This window comes from Streptomyces paromomycinus, assembly GCF_003865155.1.
Lineage (GTDB): Bacteria > Actinomycetota > Actinomycetes > Streptomycetales > Streptomycetaceae > Streptomyces > Streptomyces chrestomyceticus.
Genome location: NZ_BHZD01000001.1, coordinates 4,011,623 through 4,029,296, shown reverse-complemented (window position 1 = coordinate 4,029,296; position 17,674 = coordinate 4,011,623). Strand labels below are relative to the sequence as shown.

Annotated in this window: 13 protein-coding genes; 7 read left to right on the top strand and 6 right to left on the bottom strand. The window is 73.7% G+C overall.

Annotated features, from left to right (window positions below; translation table 11 throughout):
- Window positions 1-109 precede the first annotated feature (109 nt).
- Window positions 110-805 (top strand): pyridoxamine 5'-phosphate oxidase, encoded by a 696-nt coding sequence (pdxH, locus tag OEIGOIKO_RS16595; protein ID WP_174857174.1) that lies wholly within the window; start codon window positions 110-112, stop codon window positions 803-805.
- Window positions 806-1,571: 766 nt separating this feature from the next.
- Window positions 1,572-2,942, top strand: a complete 1,371-nt coding sequence (locus tag OEIGOIKO_RS16590) for a PAS domain-containing protein (protein WP_125058733.1) — start codon at window positions 1,572-1,574, stop codon at window positions 2,940-2,942.
- A gap of 183 nt (window positions 2,943-3,125) precedes the next feature.
- Here OEIGOIKO_RS16590 and OEIGOIKO_RS16585 read toward each other — a convergent pair whose 3' ends face one another.
- Window positions 3,126-3,884: an SIS domain-containing protein gene (locus OEIGOIKO_RS16585; RefSeq protein ID WP_125058732.1), complete on the bottom strand. Its 759-nt coding sequence runs from the start codon at window positions 3,882-3,884 to the stop codon at window positions 3,126-3,128.
- Window positions 3,885-4,255: 371 nt separating this feature from the next.
- On the opposite strand from OEIGOIKO_RS16585, the gene OEIGOIKO_RS16580 reads away from it, so the two are divergent.
- The 3 genes from OEIGOIKO_RS16580 (at window position 4,256) to OEIGOIKO_RS16565 (ending at window position 8,337) form a co-directional block, all read left to right on the top strand.
- Window positions 4,256-4,948 carry a metal-dependent transcriptional regulator gene (locus OEIGOIKO_RS16580; RefSeq protein WP_031001736.1) on the top strand — a complete coding sequence of 231 codons (693 nt, stop codon included), beginning with the start codon at window positions 4,256-4,258 and terminating at the stop codon, window positions 4,946-4,948.
- Between the two features lie 1,257 nt (window positions 4,949-6,205).
- Complete coding sequence (locus OEIGOIKO_RS16575) at window positions 6,206-7,078, top strand: alpha/beta fold hydrolase (RefSeq protein ID WP_125054719.1); 873 nt, start codon at window positions 6,206-6,208, stop codon at window positions 7,076-7,078.
- A gap of 260 nt (window positions 7,079-7,338) precedes the next feature.
- Window positions 7,339-8,337 carry an NAD-dependent epimerase/dehydratase family protein gene (locus OEIGOIKO_RS16565; protein ID WP_125054718.1) on the top strand — a complete coding sequence of 333 codons (999 nt, stop codon included), beginning with the start codon at window positions 7,339-7,341 and terminating at the stop codon, window positions 8,335-8,337.
- 24 nt (window positions 8,338-8,361) lie between these two features.
- Here OEIGOIKO_RS16565 and OEIGOIKO_RS16560 read toward each other — a convergent pair whose 3' ends face one another.
- The 5 genes from OEIGOIKO_RS16560 to OEIGOIKO_RS16540 form a co-directional block, all read right to left on the bottom strand.
- Window positions 8,362-8,841 (bottom strand): hypothetical protein, encoded by a 480-nt coding sequence (locus OEIGOIKO_RS16560; RefSeq protein ID WP_174857173.1) that lies wholly within the window; start codon window positions 8,839-8,841, stop codon window positions 8,362-8,364.
- Window positions 8,838-9,596 carry a hypothetical protein gene (locus tag OEIGOIKO_RS16555; RefSeq protein WP_125054717.1) on the bottom strand — a complete coding sequence of 253 codons (759 nt, stop codon included), beginning with the start codon at window positions 9,594-9,596 and terminating at the stop codon, window positions 8,838-8,840. Before OEIGOIKO_RS16555 ends, OEIGOIKO_RS16560 begins: the two co-directional genes overlap by 4 nt.
- Before the next feature lie 198 nt (window positions 9,597-9,794).
- A complete protein-coding gene (locus tag OEIGOIKO_RS16550) occupies window positions 9,795-11,459 on the bottom strand; it encodes a transporter (protein ID WP_174857172.1) in 1,665 nt (554 codons plus the stop codon).
- Complete coding sequence (locus tag OEIGOIKO_RS16545; RefSeq protein ID WP_125058730.1) at window positions 11,456-12,271, bottom strand: ABC transporter ATP-binding protein; 816 nt, start codon at window positions 12,269-12,271, stop codon at window positions 11,456-11,458. Before OEIGOIKO_RS16545 ends, OEIGOIKO_RS16550 begins: the two co-directional genes overlap by 4 nt.
- Window positions 12,272-12,565: 294 nt before the next feature.
- Entirely contained in the window at window positions 12,566-13,237 is a 672-nt protein-coding gene (locus tag OEIGOIKO_RS16540) for a bifunctional DNA primase/polymerase (protein ID WP_125054716.1), read from the bottom strand.
- 724 nt (window positions 13,238-13,961) lie between these two features.
- On the opposite strand from OEIGOIKO_RS16540, the gene OEIGOIKO_RS16535 reads away from it, so the two are divergent.
- Both OEIGOIKO_RS16535 and OEIGOIKO_RS16530 read left to right on the top strand, forming a co-directional pair.
- Window positions 13,962-15,353, top strand: coding sequence for a transcriptional regulator (locus OEIGOIKO_RS16535; RefSeq protein WP_125054715.1), 1,392 nt, complete (start codon window positions 13,962-13,964; stop codon window positions 15,351-15,353).
- A 539-nt stretch (window positions 15,354-15,892) separates the two neighbouring features.
- Window positions 15,893-17,653, top strand: coding sequence for a hypothetical protein (locus tag OEIGOIKO_RS16530; protein WP_246178283.1), 1,761 nt, complete (start codon window positions 15,893-15,895; stop codon window positions 17,651-17,653).
- The last annotated feature ends 21 nt before the right edge of the window (window positions 17,654-17,674 follow it).

The following is a 17,674-nucleotide window of genomic DNA, read 5'->3' as shown; positions in this document are numbered from 1 at the left end:
TGCCGGGAAGGGTGAGATCCGGCACACCGGACGATTCGCTTAAGGAAGGGTTACGGCGCGGCGGCCAAGGGCAGACTTCCCTGCCACCCGGCTGCCCCAACAGGCCCGCATGCTGCAAGATGTGGCCGTGCACCCCGCCGACACGCCCACCCCGGACCCGCTCGATCCCTCCGCCATGCGGGCGCAGTACCGCGCCGAGGGACTGACCGAGGCAGAACTCGCCCCCAGCCCCTACGACCAGTTCGCGCGCTGGTTCAAGGAGGCGGCCACCAGCGGACTGCACGAGCCGAACGCGATGGTCGTCTCGACCGCCGACGCCGCGGGCCGCCCCAGCTCAAGGACCGTGCTGCTCAAGCGGTTCGACGAGCACGGCTTCGTCTTCTTCACCAACTACGGCAGCCGCAAGGGCCGCGACCTGGCGCAGAACCCGTACGTCTCGCTGCTCTTCCCCTGGCACCCGCTGGCCCGGCAGGTCATCGTCACCGGCACGGCCGCCCGCATCGGCCGCGACGAGACCGCCGCGTACTTCCGCACCCGCCCGCACGGCTCCCAGCTCGGCGCCTGGGCCAGCGACCAGTCCACACCGGTCGCCTCCCGCGCCGAACTGGAACGCGCCTACGACGACCTGGCGGCCCGCTACCCCGAGGGCGAGCAGGTACCGGCGCCGCCGCACTGGGGCGGCGTCCGGGTCGTCGCGCAGACCGTCGAGTTCTGGCAGGGCCGGGAGAACCGCCTGCACGACCGGCTGCGGTACGAGCGCGAGGGCGCGGGGGAGGGCTGGTCCGTCGTACGGTTGGCGCCCTGAGGGGCCGGCGGCTCGCGTCTTGAGGGGCGACGGTCGGCGCTCGGAGAGGGCGCCGGCCGGCGTCCGAGGGGGCCACGGTCGGCACTCCAAGGTGCGGCGGGTACGGCTGTACGTCGGTGCCCGCGCCCTGAGGAACGCCGGGACGGCCTACGCGTCCGGGCCCGGTGTCCCGAGACGCAGACGACCCGCGGGCTGCTTCCCCCGCGCCTGGGGCGCGAAGGGGCCGGTCGGACGAACCGGCAGCCCGCGGGTCGGGTGACTGCTTGGGATTGGCCGGCTGCACAGCTGGTTCCTGTGCTGGTCCGGCGCTGCACACTGAGTGCGACGACAGGCCGCTAGCCCGCAGCCACCTCACGCGTCCGGTGCGAAATCATCTGCCGAACCACCTCCCTTCTTGTGTGCCTCACACCCTAGGAACCGGTCCGGCGGCCGCACAACCGAATTTCGGCGGCCGGGATTTGAGGGATTTCCCCGAATGGGGTGTGGTCCGCGTCACGTTCCAGTTGAATGATCCGGCGTGCAGCACGTGTGGCCGCGTTCGTAGGGGGTGCCAGTGGCTGCTTCGTCTTCGTCCTCCTCCTCGTCCTCCTCGTCATCGTCATCGTCATCGTCTTCGTCGTCGTCCTCGTCGCGCCGCTTCGAGCCCGTACCGCCCGGCGGGCAGGGCCGGGAAGCCGGCCGGGGCGGCCCGCCGCCGGACGACGCGTGCGCGGACGGGTGCCCCGAGGCGGACCAGGACCCGCAGCCGGACAGTGACGACTCCGGCCTGCTCGCCGCCCTGCTGGACGGGATGGACGCCGCGCTGTGCGCCTTCGGGGCGGACGGCTCGGTCACGCACTGGAACCGCGAGGCGGAACGCATCCTCGGCTGGACGGCGGACGAGGCGGTCGGCCGCCAGGGGCTGGCGGGCTGGGCGGTCCGCAAGGAGGACGCCGACGAGGTGGAGGCCCGCCTGCTGGCGGCGACCCGCGCGCCCGGCCGCCAGGTCCACGAGTTCGCGCTGCTGACCAAGGACGGGCGCCGCGTCCTGGTCCGCACCCAGTCCTCCGCGGTGCTCGGGCCCGACGGCCGGGCGGCCGGCGTGTACTGCGCGTTCAGCGAGGTGCACACCCAGATCGACCTGGAACGCTCCATCGCGCTGAGCGAGGCGCTCTTCGTGGACGCCTCCTGGGCCGTGGTGCTGGTCGACGCCGACCTGCGGCCCGCGGTCGTCAACGCGCACGCCGCCCGGGCCCTGGGCATGGGCCGTACGGCCGTGCTCGGGCGCCCGCTGGGCGATCTGCTGATCCAGGGCGTGGAGGAGCTGGAGAGCGCCCTGACGCACGTCCTCGCCGAAGGCACTCCGCCGGCCGCCGCCGAACTGTGGGTGACGCTCCGGTCCGACGAGGCCGAACAGACCCGCCGGTGCTGGCGCAGCGGCTTCGTACGGCTGGCCTCGCCGCTGGCGGAGGAACCCGTACCGCTCGGCGTGGGCTGGCTCTTCCAGGACGTCACGGACGCCAAGCGCACGGAACAGGAGAGCGCCCTGCTGCGCTTCCGCGCCCAGCAGCTGCACCGGGCGGGCCGGGCCGCGGGCGAGTGCGAGGACCCGACGGAGGCGGCGGCGGTGCACCTGGACTTCGCCCTCGCGGGGTTCGCCGACCACGGACTGGTCGATGTGGTGCGGCGCGGGACCGGCGAGGACGGCGGCGCCGGGGAGGGAGGCGGCAGCGGCGAGGGGGGCGGCAGCGGCCACCCTCCGGAGAGCGCGCCCGCCCTGGTACGGGCCATCGCCTCACCTGCCGGCGCGCCCGGCCCTTCCGAGGCGGTCCCGCCGACCGGGATTCCGGTGGCCTACGGGGCGGGCCACCCGGCCGCGCAGGCGCTGGAACGGTGCGGCTCGGTACGGGCCGGCGCGGGCCCGGCCGTCGCGGAGGGCTGGGCCGCGGCCCGCAAGTGGCCGGACGGCACCGTGCACGGCCTGTGCGTGGTGCTGCGCAGCCGGGGGCGGACGCTGGGCGTGGTGACGTTCCTGCGCGGGCCTTCGCGGCGCCCCTTCGACCGAGCGGACGCGGCGTACGCGGAGGACGTCGCCTCCCGGATCGCCGCGGCGCTGGACCTGGCGGGAGAGGTGACGGGAGGGTCGGCAGGGGGCTGAGGGGGCTGAGGGGGCTGAGGGGGCTGAGGGGGCTGAGGGGGCGGGCGGGGCCGGTGGAGACCGTCGTCTCCGCGCCCCGGCCGTACGCGACCCGTGACCCGGCCCCGGATGCCGTTCCCGAATGCCGTTCCCGGATTCCGTTCCCGAACCCCGTCCCCGTCCTCCGTCCCCGTGCCCCGTCCGCTACTGCAGGTAGTGGATCCGGTCCGCGTACTCCCGCATCACCCGGCCGTTCCAGTCGTGGCCGCCGTCCACGTTCCCGGAACGCAGCAGCGGCGGGTCGATGCCGCGGTCGGCCAGTACGCCGGCGGCCGTCGCGACGACGGCCTGCATGACCGCGCTGGTGACGACCGTCGAGGCCGGGGCGAACGGCGCCTCGATGCCCGGCAGCGTCAACTCCGCGTCGCCCACCGGGATCTTGCTGTCCAGGACGATGTCGCAGTGGTCCCGCAGGTACGTGCCGGAGACGTGCCGCGACTTGGTCTCCTGCGCGTACGCCACCGACGTCAGCCCGATGACCTTGAGGCCCAGCGCCCGCGCGTTCATGGCCATCTCGACCGGCAGCGAGTTGCGGCCGGAGAGCGAGATGACGATCAGCACGTCACCGGCCTCCAGCGGGCTGGTGTCCAGGACCGCCCCGGCCAGCCCGTCCACCCGCTCCAGCGCGCTGCCGAGCGTCGCGGGCCGTACGTCGACGCCGACGACACCCGGGACGGCCAGCAGGTTCATGAGGGCGAGGCCACCGGCCCGGTAGACGGTGTCCTGCGCGGGAAGCGATGAGTGCCCGGCGCCGAAGGCGAAGACCCGGCCGCCGGCCTCGACGGTGTCGGCGATGAGCGTCCCGGCGGCGCCGATCCGCTCGTCCTCCTCGTCGCGCACCCGGCGCAGCAGGTCGATCGCGGCGTCGAAGTACTGCCCGGCCAACCGGTTGCTCTCGCCCATCGCCGCGGGGCCCCTCTCGTCGGTACTCATCGGTCTTGTACGTTGGTCCTCGTACATTTGTCCTACGTTCTGACGCATCCGGCAGTACGAGCCGGCCGGGGTGCCGCGTGCCGACCCTGGCGGGACGGCCGTGGCGCGGATCACGTTGCGGTCTGGACCAGTGCCCTGTCAATACGGTGTGCACCACCGCTCGCGACCGGACGGACACCTTCCGGTCGCCGGGGCGTCGCCCGGTTGCCGTCCCGCCGCAGGGCGGGCGCCGCCGTACCGGGGTCTCGGGAGGGCCCGGCCGGAGCGGACGCGGATCCGTTGTCAGTGGGATGCGTCAGAATTGAGTTCAGGGCCACCGCACGACACATCAAGGGGCACGCATGTCCGGACTGATCGACACCACGGAGATGTATCTCCGCACCATCCTTGAGCTGGAAGAGGAAGGTGTGGTCCCGATGCGCGCCCGGATCGCGGAGCGGCTCGAACAGAGCGGCCCGACGGTCAGCCAGACCGTGGCGCGCATGGAGCGGGACGGCCTGCTCACGGTCGCGGGCGACCGCCACCTGGAGCTGACCGAGGAGGGCCGCCGGCTGGCGACCCGCGTCATGCGCAAGCACCGGCTCGCCGAGTGTCTGCTCGTCGACGTCATCGGGCTGGAGTGGGAGCAGGTGCACGCCGAGGCGTGCCGCTGGGAGCACGTGATGAGCGAGGCGGTCGAGCGCCGCGTCGTGGAACTGCTCCGGCATCCGACGGAGTCGCCGTACGGCAACCCGATCCCGGGGCTGGAGGAGCTGGGCGAGAAGGCCGAGGCCGACCCGTTCCTGGACGCCGGCATGGTGAGCCTGATGGACCTGGAGGCCGGCGCGGACGGCAAGACGGTCGTGGTGCGCCGGATCGGCGAGCCCATCCAGGCCGACGCCCAGCTCATGTACACGCTGCGGCGGGCCGGTGTGCAGCCGGGCGCGGTGGTCAGCGTGACCGAGTCCGCCACGGGCGTCCTGGTCGGCAGCAGCGGCGAGGCGGCAGAGCTGGAATCCGAGATCGCCGCGCACGTTTTCGTCGCCAAGCGCTGATCTCTGCCCGCCCTGCTCCGTCCGCCTGACCTGGCCCGACGGTCGCTCCGGAGCGCTGCTCAACCGCTCTACGGCCGGACGGAGTTGGCGGAACGCGAGCGGAGCGGCCGGTGGCGTGTCACGCTGACGCAGAGCGTGTGCGCGAAGGCATGCCGAGGGCCGCGCGGTGATGCCGTACGGGCCCCGGCAGGCGTGCGCGCACGTCACGGCGGGGGGCTCATGACGTGTGGCGCCGGTGACCCGGGGCGAGGCGGCTGGACGACGCGCAGGGCGTGATCGCGCCTGCCGCCGCGGGCCCGGGTCGGGGAGGGGGCTCGGGTGAGGAGCAGTCCGCCGCGACCCCCGGACCGGCCCCGGGCAGCGCGCCCGGCCACGAAGAGCAGCTCGCTCTCGGAGCGTCCGATCTGGGGGTGCCCGGCTTGGGGGCGCCCGGTCTGGGAGTGCTCGATCTGGAAGTGCCCGGTCCGGGAGTGCTCGATCCGGGGGTGTTCGATCTCGCAGTGTCCGGCCGAAGGGGGTACGGCTGCGGGGTGCGCGGGCCCGGGGTGCGTGGCCGAGGGGTGCTCGGCTGAGGGATGTGCGGGCCCGGGGTGCGTGGCCGAGGGGTGTGCGGGCCCGGGGTGCGTGGCCGAGGGGTGTGCGGGCCCGGGGTGCTCGGCCCCGGGGTGCTCGGCTTCGGAGTGCTCGATAGTCAAGTGCGCGAAAAGGCCGACGTCTGCGGCGACTTCGGGAAGTCGCGGGGGTGGGGATGGCGCTTCCGAGCGCCGACTGGGGCGGCCGGGGGTGTGTGTTCCGATCGGCCGGCCTGGCAGCGTCCGGCCCGGCAGCGGCAGGCTCGGCGGCGGCCGGCCTGGCAGTGGTCCGCCGGGCAACGGTCCGTCCGGCAGTGGGTCACCTGGCGGCGGATCACCTGGCAACGGTCCGTCCGGCAGTGGGACACCTGGCAGCGGTCCGCCCGTCGGCGCCGTGGTGGCCGTGGTCCCGTCGACGACCAGGGCCCCGGCGCTGCGAGCAGCCGGGGCCCCGCCTCCCCACGTCCCCCCGCCAAGACCCGGAGCCCCGAGCTCTCAGGGTCTTTCCCCGTGGGCCCCCTTCCCGGTGGGGCCCGCCTCCCGCTACGTGTCTCCCCTCGGCGAGGACCGGCAACCCTTGGGGGTGGTCACCCGAACGAGGGTTATTGGGCGCAGAAACAGCCTATTCGAATAGGGGTTCGATAGTGTGGAGCTGCTCAAGGACCGAATGGGGGTGCCAGGGCCCATGGTGCGGCGCATCGACGTGACGGGGACCGGCGGCGTCCGGCTCGCCGCCTGGGAGTTCACCGACCCGCCGAAGACCGGCCGGGGCGGGGAGGAGGGGGAGCGCGGCCCTGGTGTGCTGCTCCTGCACGGCCTCATGGGGCGCGCGTCGCACTGGGCCGAGACCGCCCGCTGGCTCGGCTCCCGCTGCCGCGCCGTCGGCCTGGACCAGCGTGGGCACGGCCGCAGCGAGAAGCCCCAGGACGGCCCGTACGACCGCGAGACGTACATCGCCGACGGCATCGCCGCCGTCGAGCAGCTCGGCCTGGCGCCCGCCGTCCTGATCGGCCACTCCATGGGCGCCCTGACGGCCTGGCAGATGGCCGCCCGCCGGCCCGATCTCGTGAGCGCGCTGGTCGTCTGCGACATGCGGGCCTCTGCGCTGGGCGCGGCCTCGCAGCAGGAGTGGGCGGACTGGTTCCGCTCCTGGCCGGTACCGTTCGCCACCCTCGCGGACGTACGCAAGTGGTTCGGCGAGGACGACCCGACCCTGGAACGGTCCAAGCCCGCCCGCGGCGAGTTCTTCGCCGAGATCATGGCCGAACGCGCGGACGGCTGGCGCCCGGTCTTCTCCCGCCACCAGATGCTCACCGCCCGCGAGACCTGGGTCCATGACGCCCATTGGGAGGATCTCGCCCTGGTGCGGTGCCCCACGCTCGTGGTCCGCGGCCTGGACGGCGAACTGGGCCGCGCCGAGGCCCAGGAGATGGTCCGCGTCCTCCCGCACGGCGTCTACGCCGAGATCCCGGACGCCGGGCACTGGCTCCCCTGGGAAGCCCCAGAGGAGTGGCGAGGCGTACTGGGCCCCTTCCTGGAATCCGTCCTCCCGTCCTGACCACCACCGCCACCACCCGCACCCGCACCCGCCGCCGCCACCCGCCGCCACCCGCTCCCGCCGCCGCCACCCGCACCGACACCCGCTCCCGTGCCCGTCCCCACACCCGCTCCCGTGCCCGCACCCACGCCCGCTCCCGTACCCACACCCGCTCCCGTGCCCGTACCCGTCCCGGCTCCCGCACCCACTTCCGTCCCCGCCGTCACTCCCGCCCCATAGCCCGGGCCGGGGCCGCCGTGGCCTCGGTAGTGTCGACGACCATGCGCCTTCTTGTGCTTGGTGGAACGTCCTTCGTGGGCCGCGCGATCGTCGAGGACGCCCTGCGTACCGGTGCCGAGGTGACCCTGTTCGGCCGGGGCCGCACCAACCCGGACCTGTTCCCCGGCCTGCCCCGGCTCGTCGGCGACCGCGACACCGGCGACTACACCGCGCTGGGCGACGGAAGTTGGGACGCGGTCGTGGACGTCAGCGGTTACGTCCCCCGGCACGTGGGGCAAGCGATGGACGCCCTGGGCGACCGCGTCGGCCGGTACCTGTTCATCTCCAGCCACGCCGTCTACGAACGCGCGGGCGTGGCCCCGGGCAGCGACGAGGACACCCCGCGCCGCCCGCCCGTCCGCGACACCGAGGAGCTGAGCGAAGCCACGTACGGCCCGCTCAAAGTGGCCTGCGAGGACGATGTGACCGCCCGGTACGGCCCGCGGGCGACGATCGTGCGGCCGGGAAAGGTGGCCGGTCCGCACGACTCGATGGACACGTTCACCTACTGGGTACGCCGCGCCGCGCGCGGCGGCCGGGTGGCGCTGCCGGGCGACCCCGCGCAGCCGGTGCAGGTCGTCGACTCACGCGACCTGGCCCGCCTGGTGGTGCAGTTGCTCACCGACGACCGTCCCGGCGCCTTCCACGCGGTGGGTCCGGCCGAGCCGACGACACTCGGCGGGCTGATCGAGACCTGCGCGCGAGTGGCGGGAACCGAGATCGAAATCGTGCAGGTGCCTCCCGAAGGCGCGCCCCGGATGTTCCCACTGGTCCGGGAGAGTTGGGCCACCCAGCAGCGCAGCGCTGCGCGCGCCCGGCGGGCGGGCATGCCCGCGACGCCACTGGAGGTGACGGCAGCCGACGTCCTGGCTTGGGACCGCGCCCGGGGCGAGCCCCCACTCGGCCTCGGCTACACCGCCGAGGAAGAACAGGCCGCCCTCGCCGCCCTGCCCTCAACCCCGGCCCTGCCCTCAAGCCCGGCCCCGCCCACCACGGCCTGAACGGGAAGAGCACGCAGCCCGGCGTCAGTGGTACCGCACCAGGGCCCCTTCCCTCCCGTCCCGCCGGTTCCCGGCAGCCTTCCGCGGCACATCGAACGCGCGATGCAGCGGTATGCACGTGACGAGGACGTACAGGGTGAAGAGGGTGATGGGGAGCAGCCCGACCGGGCGGAGCAGGCTTGCCGGGTCGGCGGTTGCCCACTGCCAGTTGCCGATCCAGTTCGCGGTGGCATCGGCGAGCATCACCCCGCAGGCCAGCCAGGGGCCCGCACGGTGCAGGCGTATCACCAGGAAGACGGTCAGTGGGTCGAGGACCACCAGGCTGATGAAGAACACCTGGAGCGGCACTTGGGGGAAGGCCGCGTAGGCGTGGACGCCGCCGCGTGCCAGGTCGATGAGGTGGGCGCAGGTCCCTTGGGCGAAGGCGAACGCGTAGGTGGCGGCGACCCACCGTGCCCATACCGGCAGTGCGTCCCAGCGTTGCCTGAGTCGGGGGCGGTTCATCGCGCCGGGTCCAGGCCGCGTCGGACGTAGGTGGTCAGGGAGGTGCCGGTCAGCAGGGAGCCGTAGCCGGTGGCTGACCACAGGCTGTGCTCGGGCGGTACGTCGAAGTACGGGACGGGGTGGCCGGCCTGCCGGTCGGTGAGCGTGTCCGGCTCCCGGCGAGCCCGGAGGGCCCGTACGCAGGTCGCGCAGGCGCCTACCTGGCAGCGCTCGTCGTCGTCGGACGGGCGCCAGGGTATGCGCCGGGTCGCCGGGCCGTGCAGCGGGTGGAAGAAGCACAGGGGGAGCGGTGCCTTCGACCCGTCGAGGGCTGAACAGCCCTCATGGACGAGGGCGAACACGCCTGCCAGGTCGGGGACTCCGCGCGCCTGCTGCAAGAGGGCATCGGCCGTGGCGCAGGACTCGCGGGCCCGTTCCGTGGCCGCCGGGGCGGCCCGGTCGCGCCGCGCGTGCCCGGCCAGGCGGGCGACTTCCTCAGCGGCACGCTCCCGTATCCCGGTCTCGTCGGCACGGTGGGCGGCGGCGAAGACCGCTCGCGGTATCGCCAACGGCTGTGCGAGGTCCCGTAGCCGGGAGCGGCGCCGGAGCAGGAGACCGACCGCCGCGATGAGCAGGAGCGGCCCGGCGGCGAGGAAGAGAAAGCGGAAGGGTGAAGGAGCTGTGGTGGTGGAGGGGGAGGACAGGGCGGTGTGGAGGGCCGCTGTCGTGGTCGCGGTCGTGCTTGCGGTCAGCCCCATGCTTGCGGTCAGCCCCATGCTTCCCCACCCCCGTGCACCGGCTGCGCCGGTGGATGCGCCGGCGTCCGTGCCGACGATCGTGTTGTCGCGGCGATCATTTCGTCGCCGCGTTCCACGACGGTACCGGCCCGGCAAGTGCCGTGGGGAAGCCTGTGGATAACTCCGGACGGGCCGCGTCGGCGCCGGTGTTGCCGGGGCCGACGCAGCCCCCGGTCCTCAGCCCTTGCTGACCGCGCCCAGGATCTCCGGCAGACGGCGTGCCACCAGCGGTGCCGCCACCCGCATCCCCAGGAGCGCGATGCCGGCTCCGTACGCCGCTCCCACCGGCAGCAGCAGCCACAGCAGGCTGTGCAGGCCGGCCACGTGCAGCCAGATCAGCAGCCCGATCACCGGCGCGGCCAGTACGGCGCTCACCAGCATGCCGCCGAACAGGCTGAACCAGGCGATGGCGCCCTGGCCGGGGGCGACGTTCTTGTTGCTCTCGGCGGGGATCGAGTACGGGAACAGTGCCGAGGCCATCGCGCCCGTCGCCACCAGGGCGCCGAGCAGGGCCAGCGACAGCCCGTAGACGTCGAAGAACGCGGACCACGGCCCGAGGAAGGCCGCCGCGCCGATCACGACCAGCGTCACGAACGGCACGCCGACCAGGGCCAGGCCCAGCCCGCGCGCCCGCAGTTCCAGGTAGGCGTCGCGGGGGGTGGAGATCGTCGAGGCGACCATCCAGAACGCCGAGGTGTCCTGCCCGAACTGGTTGTACATCTGCATGCCCAGGAGGGCCGGCGCCGAGAGCGCCGTGTAGATGCTGCCGCCGCCCTGGATGGCGGAGATGAACGGGACGAGCAGGCCCACGGCGAACGCCATCGCCCACGACATCTTGGACTTCGGGTCGCGCCACGCGTAGCGCAGCATCCGCAGGACGACGGTGCCCGAACGGCTCTCCGGGAGCAGCCGCTGCAGGCCGCCGCCCGAGGAACGCTGCTTGCGCGCGCTGTCCTTCTCGACGGCCTGGAGGGTGGAGGAGTCGGGCGAGGTCATCAGGGTGGTCAGGGTGCGCTGCCACCACCACAGCAGCAGGCCGAGCGTCACCGCGGCCAGCGCCAGGCCCAGGACGGCACGCCCGTAGGAGCCTTCGCTCGCCGCGCGGACCGCGTCGACGGCCGAGGCGGGTGGCACCCAGCGCAGGATGTCGGAGACGGGCTCCAGGGCGGACAGCCCGGCACCCGAGCCGAACAGTTTCTGCGCGCCGACGTTCACGCCCTGCGCGCCGATGGCGACGAACAGGCCGCTCAGTACGGCGAGGTCGCGCCCCCGGCGGCTGGTCAGCAGCCGTACGTTGGCGGTGGCCACGGCGCGCGCCAGCGCCACGCACACCAGGACGACCAGGACGACGGCGAGGACGCCGACGACCGCGGCGCCCGCGGTGTGCGCCAGCATGATCACCGAGCCGACGGCCAGCGCCAGGGTGAAGACCGGGCCGATGCCGACCAGCGACGTGATCAGCAGCGAGACGATGAGCGGCCGGGGCCGCAGCGGCAGCATGACCAGCCGGGTCGGGTCGAGGGTCTCGTCTCCCGAGGGGAAGAACAGCGGCATCGCCGCCCAGCCCAGCGTCAGCACCGCGGCGAGCAGGACGCCGAGCGCGCCCGCGTGGTCGACGCCGCGCAGGGCGATCAGGCCGAGCAGTACGCCGGCCGCGCACAGCAGGGACACGACCAGCGACGCCACATAGGCGACGGTCCGGCCGGACGACTGGCGCAGGCCGTTGCGCAGCAGGGACAGCTTGAGGCGGACGAAGACCGGCGTCAGCGACGTGCCCGGGGCCGTGTGCGGAGCGCCGGGCGGCGTCCCGGTGGGTGCCGTGGGGGTGGCGGGGGCGCTCATCGGGCGGCCCCGCCGCCCAGCCAGTCCAGGTCCTGCCCGGCCGCGCGGCCGTTGGCGCCGACCAGTTCCAGGAAGGCGTCCTGCAGGGACGGCGCGTCGCCGCGCACCTCGGCGGTCGGGCCGTCCGCCCGGATACGCCCGCCGGCCATCACCGCCACCCAGTCGCACAGCGACTCCACCAGCTCCATCACATGGCTGGAGAAGACGACGGTGGCCCCGGAGGAGGTGTAGCGCTCCAGTACGCCGCGGATGGTCTGCGCGGACACCGGGTCGACGCCCTCGAACGGCTCGTCCAGGAAGAGCACCTCCGGGTTGTGCAGCAGCGCGGCCGCCAGCCCGATCTTCTTGCGCATGCCGGTCGAGTAGTCGACGACGAGCTTGTTCTGCGCGCCGGCCAGGTCCAGCACTTGCAGGAGCTGGTCGGCGCGCTTGTCGACCTCCGCACCGGGCAGCCCCCGCAGCCGCCCGATGTAGGCCAGGAGTTCGCGGCCGGACAGCCGCTCGAACAGGCGCAGCCCTTCGGGCAGTACACCGATCCGGGACTTCACCGCGACCGGGTCGTGCCACACGTCGTGGCCGCCGATCTCCACCTGCCCGGCGTCCGGGCGCAGCAGGCCGGTCACCATCGAGAGGGTGGTGGTCTTTCCCGCGCCGTTCGGGCCGACCAGGCCGATGAACCGGCCCGCCGGCAGGGTGAGGTCGATCCCCGCCACGGCGATCTGTTCGCCGTACTTCTTCCACAGTCCCTGGATGCGCACGGCGGGCGGAACCGTGCCGTCCGCCCGGACGGGCGGGCCGTCCGGTGGAGTCAGCGTTTTCGCCGTCTGGTCGTTGTTCTCCGGTTCGATGGCCACCGGCCTGCCCTTCGACGTCCCCGCGGGGGCCGGTCGTGCCCCCGTCCGTTCATCACACGATACGTGCGGGTGTGTGACGGGACCGGTGCGTCCGAATGGCCGTGCGTGCGAGGTGAAGGGAGGGGCGCGCGGTGCTGTGAAGGGGCGTGCGAGACGGGGCGGACGCCCGGCGCACACGCGCGGTGCACGGGGGCGGGGCCGGGGCGCGGCGGGTACGGCAGGCACGCCCCGTACGGCCGCGCCGCCCCGTCCTCACCGTCCGCGTGCCGCCGCGGCCTCCCGCCCGCAGGCGTACGCCAGAGGGCTGATCAGCTCGTCCGCGTCCGGCAGCCACCGGTTGGCGGCGGTGGGCTCACGCACCCACTGCACCGCCCCGTGCGCCCCGACCCGCGTCGGCGGCGCGGCGACGTAGTCGCCCTCGCCCCGCGCGACCAGGTCCAGCGACGCGGGCGGCCAGCCCAGGTGCCGCACCAGGTCGGGCACCTTGACGGCGGCGCCGGGGAGGACGAAAAAGAGCATCCGGCGGCCCGGGGTGCGGGTCACCGGCCCGAGCGGCAGGTCCATCCGCTCCATCCGGGCCAGGGCCAGGCAGCCGGCCGTCTCGGGCACGTCCAGCGCCTCGAACGTACGGCCCGTCGGCAGCAGGATCGAGGCGCGCGGATTCCTGCTCCACAGGCGGCGGGCGGCCGTCGCGCTGCCCGTGGCGTGGCCGGCCCAGCCTGCTACGGCGGGGTGCGCGCCGGGCGCGGCGCAGTCGGCCGCGCCGCACGAGCAGCGCGGCACTTCGCCCTCGTCCTCCAGCCATGCGCCGGGCAAGACGTCCCAATGCCGCTCTTCCGCGTAACGCACCGCAGTTTCGATCAACAGCTCGCCACGCTGCTCGGGTACCTGAGAGGCTCCTGTGACTCCGATGGTGTCTTCCACGTGCTGGACAACTTTCCCCGTCACCAAGGGTTACGGCCGACACGTGCACCACCCCGGCGCATCGTTCCCGCACGTGGGGCGCATGGATGCATGCCCGGGGGCGCGTGCGGGGGAGCGGCGGGAGAACGGGTAGCCACCTGCGTGACGGGCGGAGAGGCCGCCCGGCGGCAGGCCGCGGCACAGCCGGCACGGACCCCGGAGCGAACGCCGGGACCGTACGGCGCGGCGGCGCCGCGAGCAGGACGCGGGTACCGCACGGCGTACCCCGGTTCGGCCGATTCCCCGGCACACCGCCCCACCGAAGTCCGAAGCCCGAAGTCCGAAGCCCGAAGTCCGGAGTTCGAGATCCGAAGTTCGAGATCCGGAGTTCGAGCAGACCGAAGTTCGCAGAGTGAAGTTCGAAGGACCGGAGCCCGAACACCGAACGCCAGGCACCGCAGTTCGAACACCGAAGACCGGAGCAGCAGGAGCCGAGACCGAGTGGCAGTACCGGGAGCGGAGCGAGAGGACATGCCGGACACCGCAATCCGGCGGAGCGATCCGCCGGCCGGCCGGTCTGATCGCCACCGCCTGGAAACCACCCGGAAAGCACCCGGAAATGTCAAGGCTTCGGCAGACATGACGCACATCCGAGATATCCCGGATATCCGGCATATGCATGGGGAATTGGTCCACGGGTACGGCGTTCGCTGGTGAACGCGCAGCAGTAATCAGGGGGTGCAGTATGGCCGCCAGGCCACTCGTCGCGCGGCAGCCGAACGAACGGCTGCAGGCGCTCATCCAGGAAGCCGCCTGTTCCAACGCCGGACTCGCCCGCCGCGTCAACATGTGCGGCGCCGAGCACGGCTTGGACCTGCGCTACGACAAGACCTCCGTCGCCCGCTGGCTGCGCGGCCAGCAGCCGCGCGGCCGGGCCCCCGCCATCATCGCGGAGGCGCTGGGCCGCAAACTCGGGCGGACGGTCACCATTGACGAGATCGGGATGGCCGACGGCAAGAACCTCGCGTCCGGTGTGGGCCTGCAGTTCTCGCCCACCGTCCTCGGTGCCATCGAGCAGGTCTGCGAGCTGTGGCGCAGCGACGTCGGACGGCGCGACTTCCTCAGCGGCTCCACCGTGGCCGCCTCAGCGCTGGTCGAACCGAGCCGGGACTGGCTCATCACCAGCGCCGACCCGCAGGTCGCGCGCAACGCCGGGGCGCGAGTGGGCATCTCCGACGTCGAAGCCGTACGGGCCATGACCACGGCCCTGGGCGAGCTGGACCACCGCTACGGCAGCGGCCACGTCCGGCCGGTCGTCGTCCACTACCTCAACAGCGTCGTCTCCGGGCTGCTGGCCGGCTCGTACCGTGAATCGGTCGGCCGCGAACTGTTCGCGTCGGTCGCCCGGCTGACGGAGCTGGGCGGCTACATGGCCGTCGACACCGGTCAGCCAGGACTGGCGCAGCGCTACTACATCCAGGCACTGCGACTTGCGCAGGCGGCCGGTGACCGCGGCTACGGCGGGTACGTGCTCGCCGCCAGCATGAGCCACCTCGCCGCCTCGCTCGGCAACCCACGGGAGATCGCACAGCTCGCGAAGGCCGCGCAGGAAGGAGCGCGGGGACACGTCACGCCGCGCGCGGAGGCGATGTTCTTCGCGGCGGAGGCGCGCGGGCACGCGCTGATGGGGGACGCGCGGGCCTTCCAGGTCGTGGCGGGCCGGGCGGTGGGCGCCATGGAACGCGCCGCCGGCTCTTCCGGGACCGGCGACGACCCGGTGTGGATCTCACACTTCGACGAGGCGTATCTGGCCGACGAACTCGCACACTGCCATCGCGACTTGGGGCAGGCGAGCGCGGCGCGCCAGCGCGCTCAGGAAGCGGTGGACGGGCACCCCGAAGGGCGGGCGCGGCGCCGCGCCATCGGGCTGGTGCTGCTGGCCACCGCGCAGGTGCAGCAGCGCGAGATCGAGCAGGCGTGCCATACGGGCACTCAGGCGATCGAGTTGCTGAGCGGGCTGCGGTCGAACCGCGGCGCGGAGTATCTGGAGGACTTCCAGCTAAGGCTGGAGCCGTACCGGGACGAGCCGGTGGTGCGGGAGTTCGGTGCCCGGCTGGAATTGCGGGCAGCCGCGTAGCGGATTCGCGGCCCGCGGCAGCCGGGGGAGGGCCTGTCGGCGCCCGGGCCGCCTCGTCCTTCTCCGCCGGGCGGACCGCGCAGGGTCCGCCCGGCGGGCCCTCCCGCGCCGCCACAAGGGCCTCAGAAGGGCCTGGAAGGCCCTTGTGGGGCGTTACGGGTGGGTGGTGACCAGGGGACATGGTCGAACGCGACTGCGACCCGGTAGCGTGAGCCGACGCTTCCGTAAGTCAGCAGATCGTAGGAGTCCCGGTGACGCAGAGCGGACAGGGCAACGACCCGCACTATCCTGCGGGCGAGCCCGCGCGAGAGGGCGTTGTGCTGCCCGCTCACGGCGATCCGTGGGTTCCTGGCCGGCAGGCCGCACCGCCCGCGGGCCAGCCTTGGGGGCAGCCCTGGGGGCCTGGGCAGCAGCAGGTGCCGGGTGGGCAGCCGGTTCAAGGGCAGGCGGTTCAGGGCCAGCCGATACCGGGACAGCCGGTCCAGGGCCAGCCGGGGCAAGGCCAGCCGGGGCAGGGGCAGTCGTACGGCGGTCAGCAGATGCCCGGTCAGCCGCAGGGCCAGCAGCCGCCGCAGTACGGGCAGCAGCAGGCGTCGCCGTACGGTCAGCAGCCGCCGCCGCACGCCCAGCAGCAGCCGTACGGCCAGGAACCCTTCGCCCAGTACCCGCCTGCCCCGCCGATGCCTCCGGCGCCGCAGGCTTCTCCCGGCTCCCCGGTGGCGCCGCCCGCGCAGTCGCCGCCGCAGCAGATGCCGTTCCAGCAGCAGCCTCCGGCCGCCGCGCCCATGCCCCCGCAGCCTCCGCAGAACCCCGGGCAGCAGCCGGTCCAGAGCCCTGCCGCGGACATGGAAGCGACCGCGCTGATATCCCCGATATCCGCGATGCCCCCGTTCGACCAGCAATCCGGTGGCCAGCCCGGTCAGCCGAACCAGCCCGGTCAGCCCGGTCAGCCCGGTCAGCCCGGCCAACTCGTCCCCGCGACGCCGCAGGCCGGTGCGCCGATGCCGCCCGCCGCCGGTGACCCGGAGTCGACCGCGCTGTTGCGCCCCATCGGCGCACAGCAGACGCAGCAGGCACAGCAGGGCCCGTCGGGCGGTGGCACACAGGGCGGGCAGCCCGGCCCGATGCCCGGTGTCGCGCCGATGCCACCCGCGGCCGGTGGTCCCGCGGGCGGGCGTCCCGAGACGCCCGGTGAGTCCACCCGTACGCTGCGTGCGATCAAGCCGAACGGTCCGCGGCCCGACACGGCCCGATCCGCCCAGCCCGCCCAGTCCGCTCCGCCCGGCGCCGACTCCGAGGCCACCCAGTTCCTACCGCCGATCGGCGCCGGCACCCCGCCGCCCGGCGCGCCCTTCGGCGCACAACCCGGAGCGCCAGGAAGCCCGAGCGCCCCCGGTACCCCCGCCGACCGCGCGACCCCGGCCGAGTTCGAAGGCCTCTTCCGCTCCGGCCCAGGTGCCGCCGCCCCGGCCGGAGCGTCGGGCGGTGTCCCGGACGCCACCGCGCAGCTGCCCCGCTTCGACGAGCCGGAGCAGCAGCCGCAGGGCCCGTACGGTCAGCAGCCCTACGGCGGCCGCCCGCAGTTCGACCAGTTCGACCAGTACGCCTCGCCGGGGGACCACGGGCCGGACGGCGGCGGACGGCGTCGGCGCTTCGCGCCCGCCGCGATCATCGGTGTCGCCGTGGTGGCCCTTGCGGGCGCCGGGCTCGGCGTCGGCTGGGCGCTCAGCGGGGGCGGTGAGGACGGGCCCGCCGAGAAGAAGCAGGAGTCCGGCGGGGCGTCCGGCGCCGCGAAGGACGAGGGGGACGGCAAGGACGCCAAGCAGCCGTCGCCGTCCGCCGACCCGGTGGCGGCGCAGGCGAAGGGCCTCGACGCGCTCCTGAAAGACAGCAACAACAGCCGTGACGCCGTGATCGGCGCGGTCAAGAGCATCAAGTCGTGCGACAACCTCGACGCGGCGGCCAAGGATCTCCGGGACGCCGCGAGGCAGCGCAACGACCTGGTGAGCCGGCTGGCGAAGCTCCCCGTCGACAAGCTGCCCGGCAGCGGCGAGCTGACCGCTTCGCTCAACGAGGCGTGGAAGTCCTCCGCCTCGGCCGACAACCACTACGCGGCCTGGGCCGGCCAGGTGAAGGGCAAGAAGGGCTGCCCCAAGGGCAAGGCCCGGGGCGGCAAGGAACCCGCCAAGGGCAACGCGGACAGCGGCCGGGCCACGAAGGCCAAGCAGCAGGCGGCGAAGCTGTGGAACCCGATCGCGCAGAAGTACGGCCTGACGGAGCGCCGCCCGGAACAGCTCTGACGGGCGGAATCCCGGCCGGTC

Excerpts from the sequence above, each read along its gene's own strand:
- pdxH (WP_174857174.1), top strand. The coding sequence starts at position 110 with ATGCTGCAAGATGTGGCCGTGCACCCCGCCGACACGCCCACCCCGGAC.
- OEIGOIKO_RS16585 (WP_125058732.1), bottom strand. The coding sequence starts at position 3,884 with ATGGGCGAGAGCAACCGGTTGGCCGGGCAGTACTTCGACGCCGCGATC.
- OEIGOIKO_RS16580 (WP_031001736.1), top strand. The coding sequence starts at position 4,256 with ATGTCCGGACTGATCGACACCACGGAGATGTATCTCCGCACCATCCTT.
- OEIGOIKO_RS16575 (WP_125054719.1), top strand. The coding sequence starts at position 6,206 with ATGGTGCGGCGCATCGACGTGACGGGGACCGGCGGCGTCCGGCTCGCC.
- OEIGOIKO_RS16565 (WP_125054718.1), top strand. The coding sequence starts at position 7,339 with ATGCGCCTTCTTGTGCTTGGTGGAACGTCCTTCGTGGGCCGCGCGATC.
- OEIGOIKO_RS16560 (WP_174857173.1), bottom strand. The coding sequence starts at position 8,841 with ATGAACCGCCCCCGACTCAGGCAACGCTGGGACGCACTGCCGGTATGG.
- OEIGOIKO_RS16555 (WP_125054717.1), bottom strand. The coding sequence starts at position 9,596 with ATGGGGCTGACCGCAAGCATGGGGCTGACCGCAAGCACGACCGCGACC.
- OEIGOIKO_RS16550 (WP_174857172.1), bottom strand. The coding sequence starts at position 11,459 with ATGAGCGCCCCCGCCACCCCCACGGCACCCACCGGGACGCCGCCCGGC.
- OEIGOIKO_RS16535 (WP_125054715.1), top strand. The coding sequence starts at position 13,962 with ATGGCCGCCAGGCCACTCGTCGCGCGGCAGCCGAACGAACGGCTGCAG.
- OEIGOIKO_RS16530 (WP_246178283.1), top strand. The coding sequence starts at position 15,893 with ATGCCCGGTCAGCCGCAGGGCCAGCAGCCGCCGCAGTACGGGCAGCAG.